The 18,776-nt window shown below is 64.1% G+C and carries 16 protein-coding genes; 9 read left to right on the forward strand and 7 right to left on the reverse strand.

Going from position 1 to position 18,776, the window contains the following annotated elements; all coding sequences use genetic code 11:
• Position 1: 1 nt before the first annotated feature.
• Together IVA81_RS02660 and IVA81_RS02665 are read right to left on the reverse strand one after the other, a co-directional pair.
• Positions 2-1,081 (reverse strand): maleylacetate reductase, encoded by a 1,080-nt coding sequence (locus IVA81_RS02660; protein WP_247311845.1) that lies wholly within the window; start codon positions 1,079-1,081, stop codon positions 2-4.
• The gene (locus IVA81_RS02665; RefSeq protein ID WP_212288609.1) at positions 1,078-1,401 is read right to left on the reverse strand and encodes a Dabb family protein; all 324 of its coding nucleotides are present in this window, start codon (positions 1,399-1,401) and stop codon (positions 1,078-1,080) included. The genes IVA81_RS02660 and IVA81_RS02665 overlap by 4 nt, the downstream gene beginning before the upstream one ends.
• A 107-nt stretch (positions 1,402-1,508) precedes the next feature.
• Between IVA81_RS02665 and IVA81_RS02670 the strand changes: the two genes are divergently transcribed.
• The 7 genes from IVA81_RS02670 (at position 1,509) to IVA81_RS02700 (ending at position 10,054) form a co-directional block, all read left to right on the forward strand.
• Positions 1,509-2,432 carry a LysR family transcriptional regulator gene (locus IVA81_RS02670; RefSeq protein ID WP_247311849.1) on the forward strand — a complete coding sequence of 308 codons (924 nt, stop codon included), beginning with the start codon at positions 1,509-1,511 and terminating at the stop codon, positions 2,430-2,432.
• A 12-nt stretch (positions 2,433-2,444) separates the two neighbouring features.
• Positions 2,445-3,890, forward strand: a complete 1,446-nt coding sequence (xylB, locus tag IVA81_RS02675) for a xylulokinase (RefSeq protein ID WP_247311851.1) — start codon at positions 2,445-2,447, stop codon at positions 3,888-3,890.
• 130 nt (positions 3,891-4,020) lie between these two features.
• The gene (locus tag IVA81_RS02680) at positions 4,021-5,544 is read left to right on the forward strand and encodes a sugar ABC transporter ATP-binding protein (protein ID WP_247311853.1); all 1,524 of its coding nucleotides are present in this window, start codon (positions 4,021-4,023) and stop codon (positions 5,542-5,544) included.
• Positions 5,537-6,580, forward strand: a complete 1,044-nt coding sequence (locus IVA81_RS02685) for a ribose ABC transporter permease (protein WP_247311856.1) — start codon at positions 5,537-5,539, stop codon at positions 6,578-6,580. Before IVA81_RS02680 ends, IVA81_RS02685 begins: the two co-directional genes overlap by 8 nt.
• Before the next feature lie 101 nt (positions 6,581-6,681).
• Positions 6,682-7,629 (forward strand): ABC transporter substrate-binding protein, encoded by a 948-nt coding sequence (locus IVA81_RS02690; RefSeq protein ID WP_247311860.1) that lies wholly within the window; start codon positions 6,682-6,684, stop codon positions 7,627-7,629.
• 159 nt (positions 7,630-7,788) lie between these two features.
• A complete protein-coding gene (locus IVA81_RS02695) occupies positions 7,789-8,268 on the forward strand; it encodes a MarR family transcriptional regulator (RefSeq protein ID WP_247311863.1) in 480 nt (159 codons plus the stop codon).
• Between the two features lie 67 nt (positions 8,269-8,335).
• Positions 8,336-10,054: an FAD-dependent oxidoreductase gene (locus tag IVA81_RS02700; protein WP_247311865.1), complete on the forward strand. Its 1,719-nt coding sequence runs from the start codon at positions 8,336-8,338 to the stop codon at positions 10,052-10,054.
• Here the strand turns inward: IVA81_RS02700 and IVA81_RS02705 are convergent.
• The 3 genes from IVA81_RS02705 to IVA81_RS02715 form a co-directional block, all read right to left on the reverse strand.
• The gene (locus IVA81_RS02705; RefSeq protein WP_247311868.1) at positions 10,037-11,572 is read right to left on the reverse strand and encodes a hypothetical protein; all 1,536 of its coding nucleotides are present in this window, start codon (positions 11,570-11,572) and stop codon (positions 10,037-10,039) included. The two genes, IVA81_RS02700 and IVA81_RS02705, sit on opposite strands and share 18 nt — an antisense overlap.
• 29 nt (positions 11,573-11,601) lie before the next feature.
• Positions 11,602-12,777 (reverse strand): glycosyltransferase family 4 protein, encoded by a 1,176-nt coding sequence (locus IVA81_RS02710; protein ID WP_247311871.1) that lies wholly within the window; start codon positions 12,775-12,777, stop codon positions 11,602-11,604.
• A gap of 239 nt (positions 12,778-13,016) precedes the next feature.
• Entirely contained in the window at positions 13,017-14,363 is a 1,347-nt protein-coding gene (locus tag IVA81_RS02715; protein WP_247311873.1) for a polysaccharide biosynthesis C-terminal domain-containing protein, read from the reverse strand.
• A gap of 434 nt (positions 14,364-14,797) precedes the next feature.
• On the opposite strand from IVA81_RS02715, the gene IVA81_RS02720 reads away from it, so the two are divergent.
• Positions 14,798-16,021, forward strand: a complete 1,224-nt coding sequence (locus tag IVA81_RS02720) for an NAD(P)/FAD-dependent oxidoreductase (protein WP_247311878.1) — start codon at positions 14,798-14,800, stop codon at positions 16,019-16,021.
• A 27-nt stretch (positions 16,022-16,048) separates the two neighbouring features.
• Here IVA81_RS02720 and IVA81_RS02725 read toward each other — a convergent pair whose 3' ends face one another.
• Positions 16,049-17,185, reverse strand: coding sequence for a GNAT family N-acetyltransferase (locus tag IVA81_RS02725; protein ID WP_247311881.1), 1,137 nt, complete (start codon positions 17,183-17,185; stop codon positions 16,049-16,051).
• A gap of 224 nt (positions 17,186-17,409) precedes the next feature.
• On the opposite strand from IVA81_RS02725, the gene IVA81_RS02730 reads away from it, so the two are divergent.
• Entirely contained in the window at positions 17,410-18,405 is a 996-nt protein-coding gene (locus IVA81_RS02730; RefSeq protein ID WP_247311884.1) for a tripartite tricarboxylate transporter substrate binding protein, read from the forward strand.
• A gap of 40 nt (positions 18,406-18,445) precedes the next feature.
• Here the strand turns inward: IVA81_RS02730 and IVA81_RS02735 are convergent, their stop codons facing one another.
• On the reverse strand, positions 18,446-18,745 hold the full coding sequence (locus IVA81_RS02735) for a hypothetical protein (protein WP_247311887.1): 300 nt from the start codon (positions 18,743-18,745) through the stop codon (positions 18,446-18,448).
• Positions 18,746-18,776: the final 31 nt, after the last annotated feature.

The following is an 18,776-nucleotide window of genomic DNA, read 5'->3' on the forward strand; positions in this document are numbered from 1 at the left end:
ATCAAGCCGCCGCTTTGGTCGCGGCCGGCGGCTCGCCGACCCAGGCGCGCGCGATCAGGTCGCGGATGGCATTGCGCTCGAGAGGGCGCGGATTCCAGTACGCGTTGGTGACGGCGAGATCGGCCGCCTTGTCGATGCCGCTTTCGGGCATGCCGACGTCGCGCAGCGCAAGTTTCGCGCCCAAGCGCTTCGCAAGTTCGAAAAGTCCCTGTGATGCATCTGCCGAGCCGATTGCGCGCGAGATCCGTGCCATCGCATCCGGCACCGCCGGTGCGTTGTAGGCCAGCGCATGCGGCAGCACGATGGTGTGGGTCTCGGCGTGCGGCAGATCAAAAGTGCCGCCGAGCGTGTGGCAGAGCTTGTGATGCAGCGCCATGCCGACGGTGCCGAGGCAGACGCCGCACAGCCAGGCCCCATAGAGCGCCTCGGTGCGGGCCTCGCGGTCGTCGGACTTGGCGGCGATCGCGGGCAGGGCGCGCGCGAGCGCACGGATGCCTTCTTCCGCCATCAGCGAGGTCACCGGATTGGTGTCGCGCGCGTAAAGTGCTTCGACGGCGTGGGCGATTGCGTTGATGCCGGATGTTGCGGCTAAGCTCACCGGCAGCGTCAGGGTCAGATCGACATCGTAGATCACGGTCTCGGGCAGGATCGCCGCATCGCGCACCGTGGTCTTCAGGCCGTTCTCGGTCTGGCCGACGATCGGCGTCATTTCCGAGCCGGCATAGGTGGTGGGAATGCAGAGCTGATTGACGCCGGTGCGCAAGGCCAAAGCCTTGCCGAGGCCCGTGGTCGAGCCGCCGCCGAGCGAGACGACGCAATCGGCCTCGCACGCCTTCATCGCTGCGAGCGCCCGCTCCGTGACGTCGACTGGCGTATGCATGGTGGCGCCGGAAAACAGTCCGGCATAGAGCGGACCGAGCGCCGCCCCCAGACTCTTGCCTTGCGCATCTTGTTGCGGCGTCGTCAGCACCAGCGCGCGCTTGCCGCCGAGCCGCTCCACCTCGGCCTTAGCCGACGCAAGCGTTCCGCTGCCGAACACGACGCGGCAGGGCAGGTTCTCAAAGGTGAACGAACCGATCATGCGCCGGTCTCTTTGATGGGATAATCGACCTGGAAGCGCCCGATCCGCAAGTCACCCAGCGCCTCGCGTACGCGCAGATGTTCCGGATGGTTGGCATAGGCGGCGAGCGCTGCCTGGTCGGTGAATTCGGAGAACAGGACCACGTCGCAGGCGTAATCGACCGCGCTGACGTCCATGCCGACTTCGATATGGGTGAGGCCGTCGATCCGGCCCTTGAGGCCCTCGAACAGGGTCTTGACCTTGACCCGAGCGGCGGAGCGCTCCTCGGGGGTCTCCCCGCGCAGCCGCCACATCACGATGTGCCTGATCGGGCCCGACATTTCCTGATTTCCTCGCCTGCCATTCTCTTTTCTTGGGCTCATTTTGCCTTGCAGAAAGCGGAAATAAAGGTCAAAATTTGTAAGTCTCTTTTCCTATTTTAGCAAAAATGGATCGGCTGCTCCAACTCGAGGTTTTCTCCAAAACCGCTGAACTCGGCAGTCTTTCCAAAGCTGCCGAAATCCTGCGGATGTCGAACGCGGCCGCGAGCCGTCATCTCAGCGCGCTGGAGGAGCGGCTTGCCGTCCGGCTGATCGAGCGCAACACGCGCCGGCAATGGCTGACCGAAGCCGGGCAGGAACTGCTGCAGCGTTGCAGCACACTCTTGAACGAGCTCGCCGAAGCCGAGGACGCCGTCTCCGACCGCGCGCTGTCGCCGAAGGGCATGCTGCGCGTGACGTCTTCGCTGTCCTTCGCAATGATCTACCTCGCGCCGATGCTGCCTGCCTTCCGCGCGCTCTATCCAGATCTCAGCGTGCAGATCATCAGCGCCAATCGCTATCTGGACTTCATCGAAGCCGGTATCGACGTCGCGATCCGCACGCGGGAGCACGAGCCGGATTCCAACATCATCGTCCGCCGCATCGGCCAGATGCATCGTGTGCTCGCGGCAGCTCCCGCCTACTTGGAGAGGCACGGTCGGCCGGAGCATCCCGCCGATCTCGCCCGCCACAACATGCTGATCTACAATCTCGCCAACGATCCCTATTCGTTGCGGCTGAGCCAGGGCAGCACGATGCAGACGGTCCGGATCGCGCCGACGCTCGACAGCAATGACGGCCAGATCATCTGTGGTGCAGCCCGCGCAGGGCTCGGCATCCTGATCCAGCCGCTTTATATCGTTCAAGCCGATATCGCCGCTGGCCGGCTGGTGCCGGTCCTGATGGGCTGGGAGCTGCCGCTGCTCACCATGAACATCGCCTATCAAAACCGCGTCAGGCTGCCCGCCAAGATCAGGGTCTTCTCCGACTTCCTGGTCGGCTATATTCGCGAGCATTCGCGGCCGGGGATCTGGATCGACGCGGCGAAATGAGCGGGAGCATCCATGTATCTCGGCATCGATCTCGGTACCTCCGCGGTCAAGACCGTTCTCGTCGACGATGCCCAGCGCGTGATTGCAAGCGAGAGCCGGTCGCTTGCGACCGTCTCGCCGCAAGCTGGCTATTCCGAGCAGGATCCCGCGCAGTGGATCGATGTGACCTTCGCCACGCTGGATGCTCTGAAGGCAACGCATCCCGGCGAGTTGGCGGCCGTCGAAGGCATTGGACTGTCCGGCCAGATGCATGGCGCCACGCTGCTCGATGCGAGCTTGCGACCCTTGCGGCCCTGCATCCTCTGGAACGACGGACGCGCGGCCCTTGAGTGTCGTATCCTGGAGCTACGCTGGCCCGCGTTGCGTGCGACGACGGGCAACAAGGCGATGCCGGGCTTCACCGCGCCGAAGCTGCTCTGGATCGCGGCGCATGAGCCTGACATCTTTGCGGCGACGAAACTCGTGCTGCTTCCTAAGGCATACCTGCGCCTGGTGCTGTCAGGCGAGGCCATCGAGGACGTCTCGGATGCATCGGGATCGCTGTGGCTCGACGCCGCGCGCCGGGACTGGTCGGACGCCGCACTGGCCGCGACCGGCCTGTCGCGCGATCACATGCCCCGTCTCGTCGAGGGATGCGCGCCCGCAACGACATTGCGCGGCGAGCTCGCGCGGCGCTGGGGCATGGCCGGGCAGCCGATCATTGCGGGCGGCGCGGGGGACAATCCGGCAGGGGCGGTCGGCATCGGTGCGATCCGGCCGGGAACCGCGTTCGTGTCGCTGGGAACTTCGGGTGCCTTGCTGGCACCGACCAGCACAATTGCCGCCAACCCGGACCGCGCGGTGCATACATTCTGCCACGCCATTCCCGGCATGTGGATTCAGGCTGGCGCGATCCTCTCGGCCGCCTCCTGCCTCGCCTGGGTCGCTCGCTTGCTCGGCGTCACCGAGGCCGAGCTGCTGGCGCCGCTCGGATCGCGCCCGCAGGCGCCGTCGCCGGTGAGCTTCCTGCCTTATCTCGCAGGTGAGCGGACGCCGCATGACGATCCCGTCGTGCGCGGCATGCTTGATGGTTTGAGCCATGGCACCGATCGCGCAGCGATCGTGCAGGCGGTGCTCGAAGGCGTTGCTTTCGCGCTTGCCGATTGCCGCGACGCGCTCGCGAGTGCCGGCATTGCGATCGCGGAAGCCGATGTCATTGGCGGCGGATCGCGATCCCCGTTCTGGCTCTCGGTGCTGGCAAACGTGCTGAATGTTCCAGTCCATTGCTTCGCCGGAGGTGAGGCCGGCGCGGCGTTCGGTGCGGCAAGATTGGGGCGGCTTGCTGTCACCGGTGAGGCAATCGATGTCGTATGCACACGGCCGCAGCGCATCGAGACGTTCGAACCTGACGCCGAGCTGACGGATGCTTATGCCAAGCGGCTTCCCGCGTGGCGCGAACTGTATCGGCCGCGCCACTAGCATCGCCTCGATGTTGCATTCTCGTGTGTTCGGTATTGCTCTGGCCTTCGGCCTTTTGTTTAATGCGTGAACCGCGCTGACAAAAAGATCGAGACGCGGGTGGGAAACGCATTGTGCGCCGGGAGGCACGATGAACGATCCGATCCTCGAGATGCGCGGGGTCTCAAAATCCTTCTTTGGCATCAAGGCGCTGCGTGCCGTCGATCTCACCGTCTATGCCGGCGAAGTGCATGCCTTGATGGGGGAGAACGGCGCCGGCAAGTCGACGCTGATGAAGATCCTGTCCGGCGCCTACAGGCCTGATCCCGGCGGCGAGATCCGTATCGAAGGAAGCTCGGTGCGGATCGAAGGCCCGCTCGGCGGCCGCAACGCAGGCATCTCCATCATCTATCAGGAACTGTCGCTCGCCCCCAATCTCAGCGTCGCCGAGAATATTTATCTCGGACGCGAGATCTCGCGCTCGGGAATGCTGGCGCGCGGTGCCATGCGCGAGGGCGTCGGCCCCATCCTGAAACGGCTGGGCGCAGACTTCCTGCCATCGACGCTGGTGGCGCATCTGTCGATGGGCCAGCGGCAACTGGTCGAGATCGCACGTGCGCTGCATGCGAGGTCAAAGATCCTGATCATGGACGAGCCGACCACGGCGCTGTCGGCCGGCGAGAGCGCGCGGCTGTTCGCGCTGATCCGCCAGCTTCGCACCGAAGGGCTTGCCATCATCTACATCTCGCATCGCATGGACGAGGTTTACGCGCTCGGCGACCGCGTCACCGTGCTGCGCGACGGCCGGCTGGTCGGCTCGCTCGACAAGCCGGAGATCCGTGCCGATACCATCGTTCGGCTGATGGTCGGGCGCGACGTCTCATCGTTCTACAAGAAGGACCACGATCCCAAGGCGGGGCGGGGACATCCCGTGCTCGCAGCGATCGACATGGCCGATGGTCAGCGCGTCAGGGGGTGCTCGCTCACCGTGCATGCGGGCGAGGTGGTTGGTCTCGCCGGTCTGATCGGCGCCGGCCGCACCGAGCTTGCGCATCTCATCATCGGCGCGTCGCCCAAAACCTCCGGCCGGCTCGAGCTGGAGGGACGGCCGGTCGAGATCCGCAGCCCCGGTGAGGCGCTCGAGGCCGGGATCGCCTATCTGACCGAGGACCGCAAGGCGCTCGGCCTGTTCCTGGACATGTCATGTCTTGATAACATCAACCTCGCGGTGCTCGCGCGCGATGCGAAGCTCTGCTGGTTCCTGGATCGCGACAAGGCGCGCGAGCGCGCCGACAGGGCCTTCGCTGGCCTCAGCATCCGCGCCGCCAATGTCAGCGTCCCCGCAGGCGGCCTGTCCGGCGGCAATCAGCAGAAGCTGCTGCTGTCGCGACTTCTCGCGATTGCACCAAGGGTGCTGATCCTCGACGAGCCGACGCGTGGCGTCGATGTCGGCGCCAAGTCGGAGATCTATTCGATCATCGACAATCTGGCCAAGGCCGGCACCGCGATCCTCGTCATCTCGTCCGATCTGCCCGAAATCATCGGCATCTGCGACCGGGTTGTCGTCATGCGTGCCGGGCGCATCGCCGGCGAGGTGACGCGCGGCCCCAATTCGCCACTGACACAAGAAGACATCATGGCGCTTGCCACGGGGATGGAGCATCTCGATGCCTGACAATGGTGCCTCGCAGGCCCAGCCCGCCCCAACCAGGACGACCAACGGCGCTGCCGCCGAGACAAAGCGCCAGCGGGTGAGGATGCTGATCAGCGCGCTCGGCATGCTGCCGGTGCTGCTGATTCTCTGCGTCGGCTTCCATTTCCTGTCCGAGGGACGTTTCTTCACCGGACAAAATCTCGGCATCGTGTTGCAGCAGGCCGCAGTGAACACCGTGCTCGCCGCGGGCATGACCTTCGTCATCCTCACTGGCGGCATCGACCTCTCGGTCGGCTCGATCCTGGCGGCCTCCGCGATGGCCGGACTGACGATCTCCAAGCTGCCGGAGCTCGGAATGCTGTGGCTGCCGGCCGCGCTGCTCACCGGCCTTGGCTTCGGTATCGTCAACGGCGCGCTGATTGCGCTGCTCCGCCTGCCGCCTTTCATCGTCACGCTCGGCTCTCTCACTGCCGTGCGCGGCCTGGCACGGCTGCTCGGGGCCGACACCACCGTTTTCAATCCCTCCATTCCCTACGCCTTCATCGGCAACGGCTCGCTGACGCTCATCCCCGGCGTCGCGTCGATCCCGTGGCTCTCGGTGATCGCCTTGCTCGTCATTCTGGTCTCCTGGCTGGTGCTGCGCCGGACCGTGCTCGGCGTGCACATCTATGCGGTGGGCGGCAATGAAAGCGCGGCGCGGCTTGCCGGCATCAAGGTCTGGGCCGTCCTGATCTTTGTCTATGGCATCTCCGGGCTTTTCGCCGGGCTCGGCGGCGCCATGCAGGCAGCGCGGCTCTATGCGGCCAACGGCCTGCAGCTCGGCCAGTCCTACGAGCTCGACGCGATCACCGCCGTGATCCTCGGCGGCACCTCGTTCGTCGGCGGCATCGGCTCGATCTGGGGCACGCTGGTCGGTGCGCTGATCATCGCCGTGCTGTCGAACGGCCTGATCCTCGTCGGTGTCTCCGACATCTGGCAATACGTGATCAAGGGCCTGGTGATCATCGGCGCCGTGGCGCTTGATCGCTACCGGTTGCAAGGCTCCGCCAGAACCTAAAGGACCTTGCGCGCGTCTGAGCGCGCATGGCGTGATACGGGATTCCGCTGCGGCAACTGGTCTGCCGTGCCGGGGACGAAGACAGACCAGGGAGGAAGCCCATGTTGAAGACGATCATGCTCGCCGGCGCCGCGACGGCGCTAGCCCTAAGCACCGCGCCATCCTTCGCCAAGGAGCTCAAGTCGATCGGCGTGTCGCTGGGGTCGATGGGCAACCCGTTCTTCGTCGCGCTGTCGAAGGGCGCCGAGTTCGAGGCGAAGAAGACCAATCCCAATGTGAAGATCACGACGGTCGGCTTTGAATACGATCTCGGCAAGCAGGTGACCCAGATCGACAATTTCATCGCCGCCGGCGTCGACCTGATCCTGCTGAACCCCGGCGATCCCAAGGCGATCGGGCCGGCGATCAAGAAGGCGCAAGCGGCAGGCATCGTCGTCGTTGCGGTCGACACCGCGGCCGAAGGCGCCGATGCCACGGTGACCACGAACAACGTCCAGGCCGGCGAGATCTCCTGCCAATACATCGTCGACAAACTGGGCGGCAAGGGCGACGTCATCATCGAGAACGGGCCGCAAGTCTCCGCCGTGATCGATCGTGTTGTCGGCTGCAAGAACGTCTTCTCGAAGAATCCCGGCATCAAGGTTTTGTCCAACGACCAGGACGGCAAAGGCTCACGCGAAGGCGGCCTCACCATTGCGCAGGGCTATCTGACCCGCTTTCCCAAGATCGACGCCATCTTCGCCATCAACGATCCGCAGGCGATCGGCACCGACCTTGCGGCGCGCCAGCAGAACCGCAGCGGCATCGTCATCACGGCGGTCGACGGCGCGCCCGATATCGAAGCCGCGCTGAAAGATCCGCAGTCGCCGCAGATCCATGCTTCGGCTTCGCAGGACCCGTTCTTCATGGCGCGGCGGGCCGTGCAGGTCGGTGTCGGCATTCTCAATGGCCAGAAGCCCGCCTCGACCGTCGAGCTGCTGCCGTCCAAGCTCGTGACCAGGGACAACGTCGCGGAGTACAAGGGCTGGACCTCGGATCGCTCCCAGTAAGCGCCCCTCGCCGGGGGTCGCTCGAGCCACGGATATCGGGCGGCGTTTTGATCCACGCCGCCCGTCGCCAACACGCGCTGATCAGCTGTCCGAGCGCGCCAGGCCGCCTGTTGTGTTAGCTTCGCGCAACCTCGATCGGTCGAATCGGAAGCAGATCTCGTGAAAGCCAAGACACCCGGCACCGCATCCGGCACCGCGTGGCGGCATGCCAATATCGGTCGCCTGCTCAACAACGCCGTGCGGCGCTTCGAGGGCCGCGTGCTCGAATTGATGAGCGAGCGGGGACACGACGAGACGCGCATTGCGCATGTCAGCCTGACCCGCAATCTCGACGTCGAGGGGACGAGGCTCACAGAGCTTGCCCGCCGTGCCTCGATGAGCAAGCAGGCGATGGGCGAGCTGGTCGATCAATGCGCGGAGCTCGGTCTCGTCGATCGCATCGCGGACCCGACCGACCGTCGCGCGCGCATCGTCATGTTTACGCCGGCCGGTCACAGATGGCTCGATGCGTTCCGCGATGCGGTCGACATCGCCGAGCATGAGATGCGTACCGAGCTCGGCAAGGCCACGATGGAGGCGATCCTGAAGGGGCTGGCGGTCTACGGCGCGAAGTTCGTCACGCTCGACGATGTCGATTAGTCAGTTTACTTGACGATATCGTCATGCTTCCTTACCATGCAAGATATTGCTCGTAGGGAGAAGCGTCTTGGAAACAGGTCTGACAGCCTCGGTGCTCATCGTGGGCGGGGGGCCCTGCGGGCTGATGCTGGCCAACGAGCTCGGCCGGCGCGGCGTGTCCGCCATCCTGGTCGACGAAAAGCCGGGCACCGCGTTCAATCCGCAAGCCAATGCGACGCAGGCGCGCTCGATGGAGCACTATCGGCGGCTGGGTTTTGCCGATGAGATCAGGCGCGAAGGGCTGCCCGCCGATTATCCGACCGACGTTGCGTACTTCACGCGCTACACGGCTTACGAGCTGGCGCGTTTTCGATTGCCGTCATCGTCACGCGCGGGCGAGCTGATCCGGGGCATGTCGGGCTCCTGGAGCGCGGCGGAGCTGCCGCATCGGGTCTCGCAGAAATATGTCGAGGCGGTGCTGCGCCGCCATGCCGAACGGCTTGCCGGCATCAAGCTCAACTATGGTCACCGGCTGATCAGCTACGCCGAAAGCGATGACGGCATCGTGGGCGAAGTCGAATGCCTCGATGATGGCAGCCGTTTTCGGGTTCGCGCCGACTTCCTGGTCGGCGCCGATGGGCCGCGTTCGATGGTGCGCCAATCGCTCGGGATCGCTTACGGAGGCGAGACGGGAACGCAGCGCGATTTCATGGGCGGCCGCATGCTGGCTGTCTATCTCCGTTCGACGGACTTCTATGCGAGCATCCCGCATGCCAGGGCCTGGATGTACAATTGCTTCAACGGCGACCGCCGCGCTTTCATGGCCTCGGTGAACGGCCGCGACGAATTCGCATTTCACACGCAGCTTCGTCCGGGCGAAGACGAAAGTGCGATCACGACCAACGAGGCCAAGACCGCGTTCCAGCGCGCCTGCGGCGCGCCGATCGACTGCGAGGTGCTGTCCTTCCTGACCTGGACCGCCGGTCACGCGCTGGTCGCGGACGGCATGCAACGGGGCAGGGTCTTTCTCGGCGGTGACGCGGCGCATCTGTTCACGCCGACCGGCGGGCTCGGCTACAACACCGCGATCGAGGATGCGGTCAATCTCGGCTGGAAGCTCGCAAGCGTCGTCAAGGGTCTGAGCCCGGCAACGCTGCTCGACAGCTACGAGATCGAGCGACGTCCGGTGGCGCTCCGCAACACCAACTATGCCCGGCGCTTTGCCGATTCCCTTGGTCTTTTCTCGCCGACGCCTGACATCGAGGACGCCACGGACGAGGGCCGCGAGGCGCGGCGGATTGCGGGCGCCTATCTCGAGCAGCACGCCCGCGCCGAGTTCAACATCCCCGGTGTGACCTTCGGTGGGCGCTACGACGGCTCGCCGATCATCGTCTCCGATGGCAGCCAGCCGCCGCCCGATGCTGCGAACGTCTACATTCCCAGTGCCTGTCCCGGCGGCCGCGCACCGCATGCGTGGCTGGACGACGGCGTGTCCTTGTATGACCTGTTCGGGTTCGAATGGACGCTGCTCCAGTTCGGCGAGGCCGCGTCGGCCCACGCCGGAATCGCTGACGCCGTCCGCGCGCTCGGGATGGATTTGAAGATCGTCACGCTGCCGGCAGCCTTGCGCGATCTCTACGATGCCGATCTCGCTTTGATACGTCCCGACCAGATCGTGGCCTGGCGCGGTGCTGCGTCGCAGGTGGGAACGATCGGGCACGTCCTTGCCCGCGCGCTCGGACGCGATGCGAGCGACGCCGCGGCTCTACTTTGCACCACGCCGGCGGCTTCAACTGGCCGTGGATGAACTGGTGCGCGGAGACTGAATCGCCGATGGAAGTCTGCTCGCGAAGGCGCGGGTCTTGGGTTGGACACGCGATCCGTCGATCACCTCGAGCCGGCCGCAGCGGTTCAGGGTGTGGAGCTTCCTGCCGGGCCATACCGGTCCGGGCCTCAGGGAATGGTGCACGATCTGCTTGAAGGCGGTCGGCGACAGTTCGACCACTTCCGCCAGCGCGAGCGCCGCGCCGTATCCGTCGGTGCAGTTCTGGACCGGGCGCCACAATTTGTCATTGAGCGTGACGAAATTCCCGGCCGGCCGCGTGCTTGCGCGGTCGATCAGGACCGGATTGCTGGCATGGGGCAACCAGGGACCCAAAAGGTGATCGGCATAATAGATCGCCAGCGAATCCGAATAGCCGCCCGTTCCGTCGCGCCAGGCTCCGAACAGATAATGCAGGCCGTTGTGCCGCGTGATCGTGACGTCGGCCAGCTCGAGGCCGGAAAGGAGCGTCGCGTGTCGCTCCCATTTGTCCGGGAACCGGACGCATTTGTAGAGGGCGACGTCCCCGTGAGTCGAACTCTCCGGGATCATCCACAACTCGCCGCCGTCCTCGATCAGAAACGGATAGGAGAGGTGCCAGGGCTCCTCCAGCACCGGCACGACCTCGCCAACCGGTCCACTATCACTGAACTCGATCGCCGAGATGATGCCTTTTCCGACACGGTGATCGAGATCCTCGAAGAAGACGAATGTTCGTCCCTGCCACGTGATGGGGAAAGGATCGGCGTAGAAGTGGTTTCCGGGATCTCCCAGAACGTTCCAGCTCGGACCCGATAGATCTCCGGTCTGCCAGACGCCCGCGCCGTCGTTGAAGCGCCATCCGATATGCCAATGCGGGGCATAGCAGCAGAGGCGATAGATCTCCTTGGCGATCGAGACGGCAAGGCCGCGCGTGACGTAGGCCAGGGGGCCGCGGTGCGAGCCATTTCCGGCGCGGCGCGCCAGCTGCGGCACGATGCGCGGCCGTCCCGACAGGATCGCCGCCACCATGGTCAGGGTTCGCGCCATGACGGTTTCGAGTGCGCCGCTGAGGCCTGCGGCAATTTCTCCGGATGGGTGGCCGCGGTCGAGGACTGAACCGTCGACCTCGTTGACGATGTCGATCACCGGCAGGTCGCCGGCGAGGATGGCGGCGAGCGCAGCGTTTTCGCCTGCAACTCCATTGAACAGCGGACGGAGATACAGCGGTGCGGAGCTGCTCGGATCGCGCGCGCCGCCGGTGAAATCGACGATCACGTCGGCGGTCTGGTTGCGAATCTGCGTCTGTTCCGGAACGATGTTCAGCCCGTTGGCGCCGCTGTGCTTGCCCTTGTGCAACACCAGGCGTTCGAGCTCGAACAGGGCGTCGAGACCTGCGGGCCGTGGCTCGGCCGTCGTCGCCCACGCGATTTGAACCGGAACGTTGCGACCGTCGATCGACAGCATGTCGCGGCCCATCCAGCGCCGCGCGTACTCTCGTTCACAGCGAAACTCGATGATCATGTCGAGCCCATCTATTCCAACGTATCAGGTCAAGTGACCTGGCCGAGAATTCGGACGTATTCCTCCACCATGGCATCTACCGAATAGCGCAACCTGAGGCCTTTGGCATTTTGTCGCAGTTCATCGCTCAAATGCTGGTCCGTCAGCAGCCTGGAGACGGCTGCCGCGAGCTTCGTATGATCGGAGGCGTCGACGAAGAGTGCAGTCGGTTTTCCTTCGTAAGACAACACTTCGCGCAGGACGGGAAGATCCGTAACGACGGAGGGAACACCGGCGTTTGCAGCCTCGACCGCGGCCAGACCGAAGGTTTCCGCCTGCGTCGGGAATACAAACACGTCCAGGCAGGCGAGAAAATCCGCCATTCGGCTGGGGGGGATTTCCCCGAGCAAATGCAGCCGGTCCGATACCTTCAATTCATTCGCCAGCAGCCTCAGCCGGGCCTCGTCCGCTCCCTGGCCGGCGAGCGCAAGGTGCCAGGATGGTTGATCCGGCAGCAGACGTATCGCCATGTCGAGCCGCTTGTGCGGATGCAGCCGCGCTGCGCAGCCGAGCAATACACGATCCGGCGGCAGATTGAATTTCTGTCGTGCAGTCTCCTTCGACAGGGTGAGGGCCTTGTCGTCGAAGCCGTGCGGCACATGCACCATGCGTGACCGATAGGCCGCGGGGTAGCGCGAATATTCGCGTTGCATGTCCTGCGAATTGAGCGTGATACGGTCGAAGAAGCCGACACTGCCCATGACGATGTCAGCGGTGCGGACCGGCCAGCTCATCGACAGCGCGGATGAAACCTGGTTGGCGATGACGGGTGCGCGGCTGACGAGGCGCGTCACGCCGCCGCCGATGACGTTGCCGAAATGCTGGAATGTCAGGACGGCGTCAGGCCTGATGGTGCTGATATGACGGCCGAGCGTCCACAGCATTCGCAGCAGCGCCGCGGGATTTCCGGGCCGGCTCGGCGCGCAATAGAGCGTATCGGGCGGCTCATCGAACGATTCCGATTTACGGAAGAAGAACAGATTGGTGACCCGGTAGCCGCGAGCGGTCAGCCCGGCGCCGAGCAGCCTGGAGATCTCCTGCGCACCGGCGTTCTCGGCCTGGGTTTGCGCGAGAAGCACGCGCAGCTTTGGTCCGCCGCCGTCTGGCTGCGCGGGTGCTGTCGCGGTCGTCTCGCCCAATTCCTTGTTCGGCTGATAGTGGAGCACGGATCCCGACCCGCTAAAGAAACGAAATCTTCACCTTCTTAACTCCGTACCTAACATGCGCCCATGGCGTGGACACCGACTAGCAACAAACGGAGTTAATGCGAGGCTCGACTGTCGGCGCCGTTCGCGCGGTCATTTCGCAGGTTCCGGCATGGTACGCGGGAAGCACGTTAACCAATCGGTCTTGCGCACCGCCGACGCGTGAACGATGACCCGCTGAGCGACGGCGCGATTGACGCCTAGTCACGGGAGTCGGCGCCACCGACTGCATAATTGCCGCGTTTCATGGCGGTGAAGCGCAAGAGCACCAGGATTGAAGGATCCACCCCTGTCCGTCGGCGGCAGAGGACGTTCAGGGCAATAGTCGCGAGCGCGAGCGACACTGTGGCCGAAACCGCCGCGCCAAGCACGCCGAGCCAGGGAATGAGGATGAGAAATCCCGCGAACCGCAGCGCGACGTTGGCGGCAACGACGGGAACATAGATCCGTTCATGGCCGGTCAGCTGCAGGATCGCAGCAGACGGGCCGCCCGCGGCCTGGATGGCCGTTCCGATCGCAAGCACGATCAAGACCGAATGCTGCTCGGTGAAATGGGGCCCGAACAGGTTGAGGAGATAGGGGCCGCCGATCCAGATCGTGGCGAGCCCGGCGGCCACGCAAAGCGCGGTCACTTCCGCCATCAGCCGCAAGGTTCGTTCGAACTCCCGATGGTTCTTGCTGAAATACAGCGAGGGAAGCCGGCGCGCGCCGAAAGTGTACAACGCCGCGGACACCATGGCGAAGATGTTGGCGAGACGCGAGGCGGCAAAGTAGATACCGGCCGTCGCCGGATCCAACATCCAGTAGACCAGGATGACGTCGAAATACTGGTTCGCGACTTCAAGGATGGATGCGAGCCAGAAGTGAAGGGCGCTCGACCGCCAGCGGGACGTTTCGGAGCGAGCCGCCGTGCCGCGCAGATTTGGCAGCACGCGCGCGATCGAAATGATCTGCGCAACCAGGCCGACCGACATGGCGATGGTCATCACCGCGATCAGCTCGGCGGGATCGAGTTGCCGATGGCCGAGCAGCATGGCGAGCAGAAACACAACGACGATGACCCGCCAGAAGAACTCGCGATTTCCTTCGCCCATGAGAATGCTGACCAGCGAGCGAGCCACCTGGCTGCCAAGCATCACTCCGGCGTTCACGGCCGTATAGGCCGACACCGCAAGGATGAGCAGCCACCAGTCGCCTCTCATGTTCGCCACGATGGCGATCCCGGCGATCACAATCAGCATTGCGATCGAGGCAATCTTGAAGCTTGAGAGGAGGACACCTTTGGTGAGATCCGGCCTGTCGCCGACCTGATACTCGTTCAGGAATCGCACCAGCAACGATTCCTGGCCGACCAGTCCCACGACAGCGGCGATCTGGGCAACCGAAAGCCAGGTCGCAAAGATGCCGAAGCCATCGGGCGACATCGTTCGTGCCGCCAGCGAGAACAACGCAAACGCAAGCGCGCCGCTACCAACCTTGAGGAGGATGGTCCCGACGACACCGCGCGTGACGTCACGCCGCAGGAACTGGAGGATGGATCCGATCATGGAAGTTTAAGGAGCTGCTCTCTCCTGAAGAGACATGTTCCGATATCGGCGACAACCTAGCATGCCCAAAAACCGCGAGTGTTAATGGGCAGGATGCAGAATCTTGTCGGCGGCGACGACATCGCGGTTACTCCGGTTGCTTCACTGTGGAACATCGTCGTCCTCATTGTCTCAAATCGAGCAAGGCCCAGCCCGGACCAGAGGCGAGATCAGCCGTTTGAATGCGGGTTGGCTCGCCGGGATCGGCCGCCGAGCTGCCCGAAACCGAAATGTACGGAGAATCCCGAGCAAGAGGCGTGCCGGTTATCGTCAGGGATGCCGGCTCTCCGCTCCGTTAACCTCGATATCGAGAAATGATCGCGTTCGGCCCTGCGATGCGACATCAGGCCAGGGAATTGCACGTGCGACTTTGGTTGACCGTGGGAGCCTGGATCATGACGGCGGACAGAACTGTGACCGAGCCGATCGCCACAGCTGGCACTTCGAGAACCGTTGCGGACATCGCGATCGTCGGCGGCGGTCTTGCCGGATCGCTCGCGGCGGCCGTGCTGGCGCGGGCAGGGCATCGCATCGCCCTGATCGACAAGCGGGCGGTCCATCCGGACGAGTTCCGGGTCGAAAAGATCGGCGGCCATCAGTTGGAGATGCTCCGCAAGCTGGACTTCCTCGATGCGCTCGATAAGGCCGCTTGTCGATATGATCAGGTGCTCAATATCCGGGAAGGCAAGGTGGTCGATGTCAGCGTCGGCCAGGCTTATGGATTTCCCTATGCCGACCTCGTCGCCATGGCGCGCAGCCAGCTACCCGATCCATCCAGCCTGATCGTCGATGAGGTCACCGCCATCAGCTGCAGCGACGACGTCCAGCATCTCGAGCTGGCCTCCGGGCGGCGCGTGACCGCGCGCCTTGTCGTTCTAGCCACGGGCATGGCGGGAGCTCTCGGCTACAAACTCGGGATCAGGCGGCGCGTGCTGGCCGAGCGCCATTCGGTTTCGTTCGGTTTCACGATTGCGCGTCAGGACGGTCACCCGTTCGATTTCGAGGCGCTGACCTGCTATGGCGAGCGCACGGCGGACGGCATCGATTATCTCAGCCTGTTTCCCGTTCGCGCCGGCATGCGGGCCAATCTCTTCATGTTCCGCGACCCGACCGATCCGATCATGCGCGAGCTGCGCCGCGAACCGGAAGCGACACTCTTGCGTCTGCTGCCGGGATTGCGGCCCTATCTCGGCGATTTCCGCGTCACCGACCGGGTCCAGAACTGGGTGATGGATCTGACCGTCGTCGAGGGACATCTCCAACCGGGCGTCGTGCTCATCGGCGATGCGTTCCAGACCAATTGCCCCGCCGCCGGCACGGGCGTCGCGCGCCTGCTGGTGGACGTCGATCGTCTTTGCACCGAATATGCGCCGCGATGGCTCATGACATCAGGCATGGGCCAGGAGAAGATCTCGCAGTTCTATTCCGATCGCGACAAGATCGCGGCGGACCAGCAGTCCCTGAAGATGGCGCGCTTCCGTCAGGCCCTGACGTCTCGTAACGATATCGGCTGGGATGTCCGGCGGCGGCTGCACTTCCTGCGGCGCAGCCTGGCACACCGTGTCGATCAAATGCATCCGGGCTGGCTTGGACGTGTTCGCGGCGCGCTGCGCGCCTGAGCTCTGCGTTCCTTCGCCTGCCGCCCGTCAGCGCGTGGGCGTCGGGGTGCGGGCGGGCAGCAGCCGCAGATCCGATAGCCGCTTGGCCGCCAGTTTGAGCCAGGGAGCCTGCTTCAGCGCGAACAGGGCGAGGGCGCCTGCGGTGCTGCCGGCTTTCGTGACCGCCCACATTGGCGAAGGCTGTCCGCCGAACAATTTCTTGTATGGCTCGTCACCAATGGTGAAATCGAGCATCTGATCCCCGCGCTCGATACAATCCCGCGCCACCTGCTCGAACATCAGCGCGCCGAGGGACTGGCTCTTGTACCCGGCGATGTCGAAGGCGCTCATGATGATGAGGAAGCTCTCCCGATGGCACAGTCCGAGCACCGCGGCGATCACTTCGCCGTCCATCGTCATGGCATAGAGGCGCACAAAGGCGCCGAGACCACGAAGGGCCACGTCGGAATAGAAGCCGAAATACTCGGAGCGCTGCAGCAGATCTCCGTCGCCTTGGGCCTGAAAGCGCGGACCGCGAAACTTCTTCATCACCTCCATGGCCTCAATCACGGAGGCGCTGTCGTTGCAGCATGAGAAGCTCAGCGCGCCTTTCTTCTGAAGCTGACGATATTTCTTTGCGAGCTCCTTCTGATAGGAGCGATCGATCGCACTGGCCCGCCATTGCTCGAACGGCGCGACCAGAACCGTCGCGTAGGCGTTGGTGTCCATCGCTACGCGGCGCGACGCAGCCAGCAGGTTTTCGATCGGAAGCCGCCCGTCGGGCAGCTTGGTCATTCGGAGCAGATCGAAAGGACGAACGAGGCGCCGAATTTCCGCGCACGCAGCCGCGTCGTCGAGCAGTTGCGAAAACACGTCCGGGCTGCAGACCGGCGCCAGATAGTCGGAGACGCGCAGGTCGGCGAACTCGACGGTTCGGATCGGACCGCGCCGGATCCGGAGCAGGGGCAGCACCATCGCAAGCACTTCCGTCGCGCGGTGGCGGACCACGACGACCAGAGGTGCCGCACCCGCTTCCGGCGCCAGCCTGGTGTAGAGGCAGTGCAGCCAGATCGGGTGCTGGAACGCGGTGGCGGCCGAGCGATCAAACAGCTCGGCATATTCCGGAGACAGAAAGTCGAACGCCTGCTCGATGACGATGTCGAAGGTGTTGCTAAGCTTGTTCATGCGCAATCAGGGAAACCGGACAATTCGCGAAAATCCATCGAGCCGTCACTGCGCTTTATAGCAGGGTCGTTACGGCTAGACACCGGCGGCGTGCGATTTGCATTAATGCGCTGAACCGCGTTCGTATCGTTACCAAATTCTTAATTCCGCAGTCGCTCGTCCCGCACGTTTTCCGGGCGCCACATTCGTGTATGATGACCAGCTCAGTCCCGAATATGCAGAAGATGTCCCTGCTCTCACGGCGAGAACTGCTCGATATGGCGGCGGGGATCTCGGCGCTGGCCGCCTGGCCCGGTGGCGTCGCCGCTGATGAATACCCCTCCCGCCCCATCAGGCTGGTCATTCCCTACACGGCCGGCGCCGCTGGTGATCAGATCGGCCGTCCCTGGGCCGACAGGATCGGCTCGCTGCTGGGGCCGATCTATGTCGAGAATATCGGCGGCGCTGGCGGTGCGATCGGCACCGCCGCGGTGGCGCAGAGCGCAGCCGACGGCTATTCGCTCCTGCTCGGCAATGGCAGCACCCAGGTGATGATTCCGCTGTCCTCCGCGCAGCCGGCCTACGACACGGTACGCGATTTCCGCGCCATCTATCGCCTGATCACCAGCACGCTGGCATTCGCGGTTCATCCTTCCCTGCCGGTCAAGGACCTGCGAGAGCTGGCAGCTTTTGCGCGGGTCAATCCGGGCAAGCTTTCGTACGGCACGCCGGGCGTTGGGACCGGCAATCATCTCGTCGGCGAGATGTTCAGACAGCAATCGGGCCTAGCAGGGGATTTCGTCCACGTCCCCTATCGGGGCATGGGGCCCGCGACCAACGACCTTGTCAGCGGCCAGATCTCCTCGGTCATTGCCGTGGTCTCGAGCCAGATCCTGCAATTGCACCACGCGGGCAAGCTGCGGCTGATCGCCGTGACGAGCGATCGGCGGTTGAGCGGCGCGCCGGAAATTCCGACGGTCATCGAATCCGGCATGCCAGGCCTCAGCTATGCCGGCTGGTTTGGCTTGTTCGCTCCAAGGGCGACCCCGGATGTGATCGTGGAGCGGATCGCTACTGCGACCCGTACGGCGATGGCCGATCCACAGTTGCAGGAAAACTATCGTTCGCAAGGTCTGGAGCCGGACGCCGATTCAGGTCCTGACAAGTTTCAGCGCCTGGTCGAGGACGAGCTGGCCCGCCTGGCACCCATCGTCAAGTCGATCGGGATCAAGCGCGATTGAGATCACGCCGGACTTGCTTGCCGGCGTCATCATGACGGCTTTAAAGCGCTCGTTCGATATGAGCCCGAATCGCGTGTCGCTCGGTATCGATCCAGCCATGCTGGCGGGCCTTGGCCACCATCTCCGCATAGCGCTGATCCCAGCTTGCATCATCCGGGCGGCCCGTCAGGGTGGGGACCAGATCGATGGAGACGAGCGCATCACGATCGTCGAGAAGCGTGATTCCTTTCCAGGCTTCCGTCGCGAGCCGGGTGTCGGCATGCAGCACCAGCTTGAACTTGCCGAACTCGGACGGCTCGGTCAGACGGACAATGCCGCCGTCGAAGCATTCGATGATCACAGCGTTGCTCCTGTTCTGGCATATCGGGGAT

The sequence above is a fragment of the Bradyrhizobium sp. 141 genome, assembly GCF_023074055.1.
GTDB lineage: Bacteria > Pseudomonadota > Alphaproteobacteria > Rhizobiales > Xanthobacteraceae > Bradyrhizobium.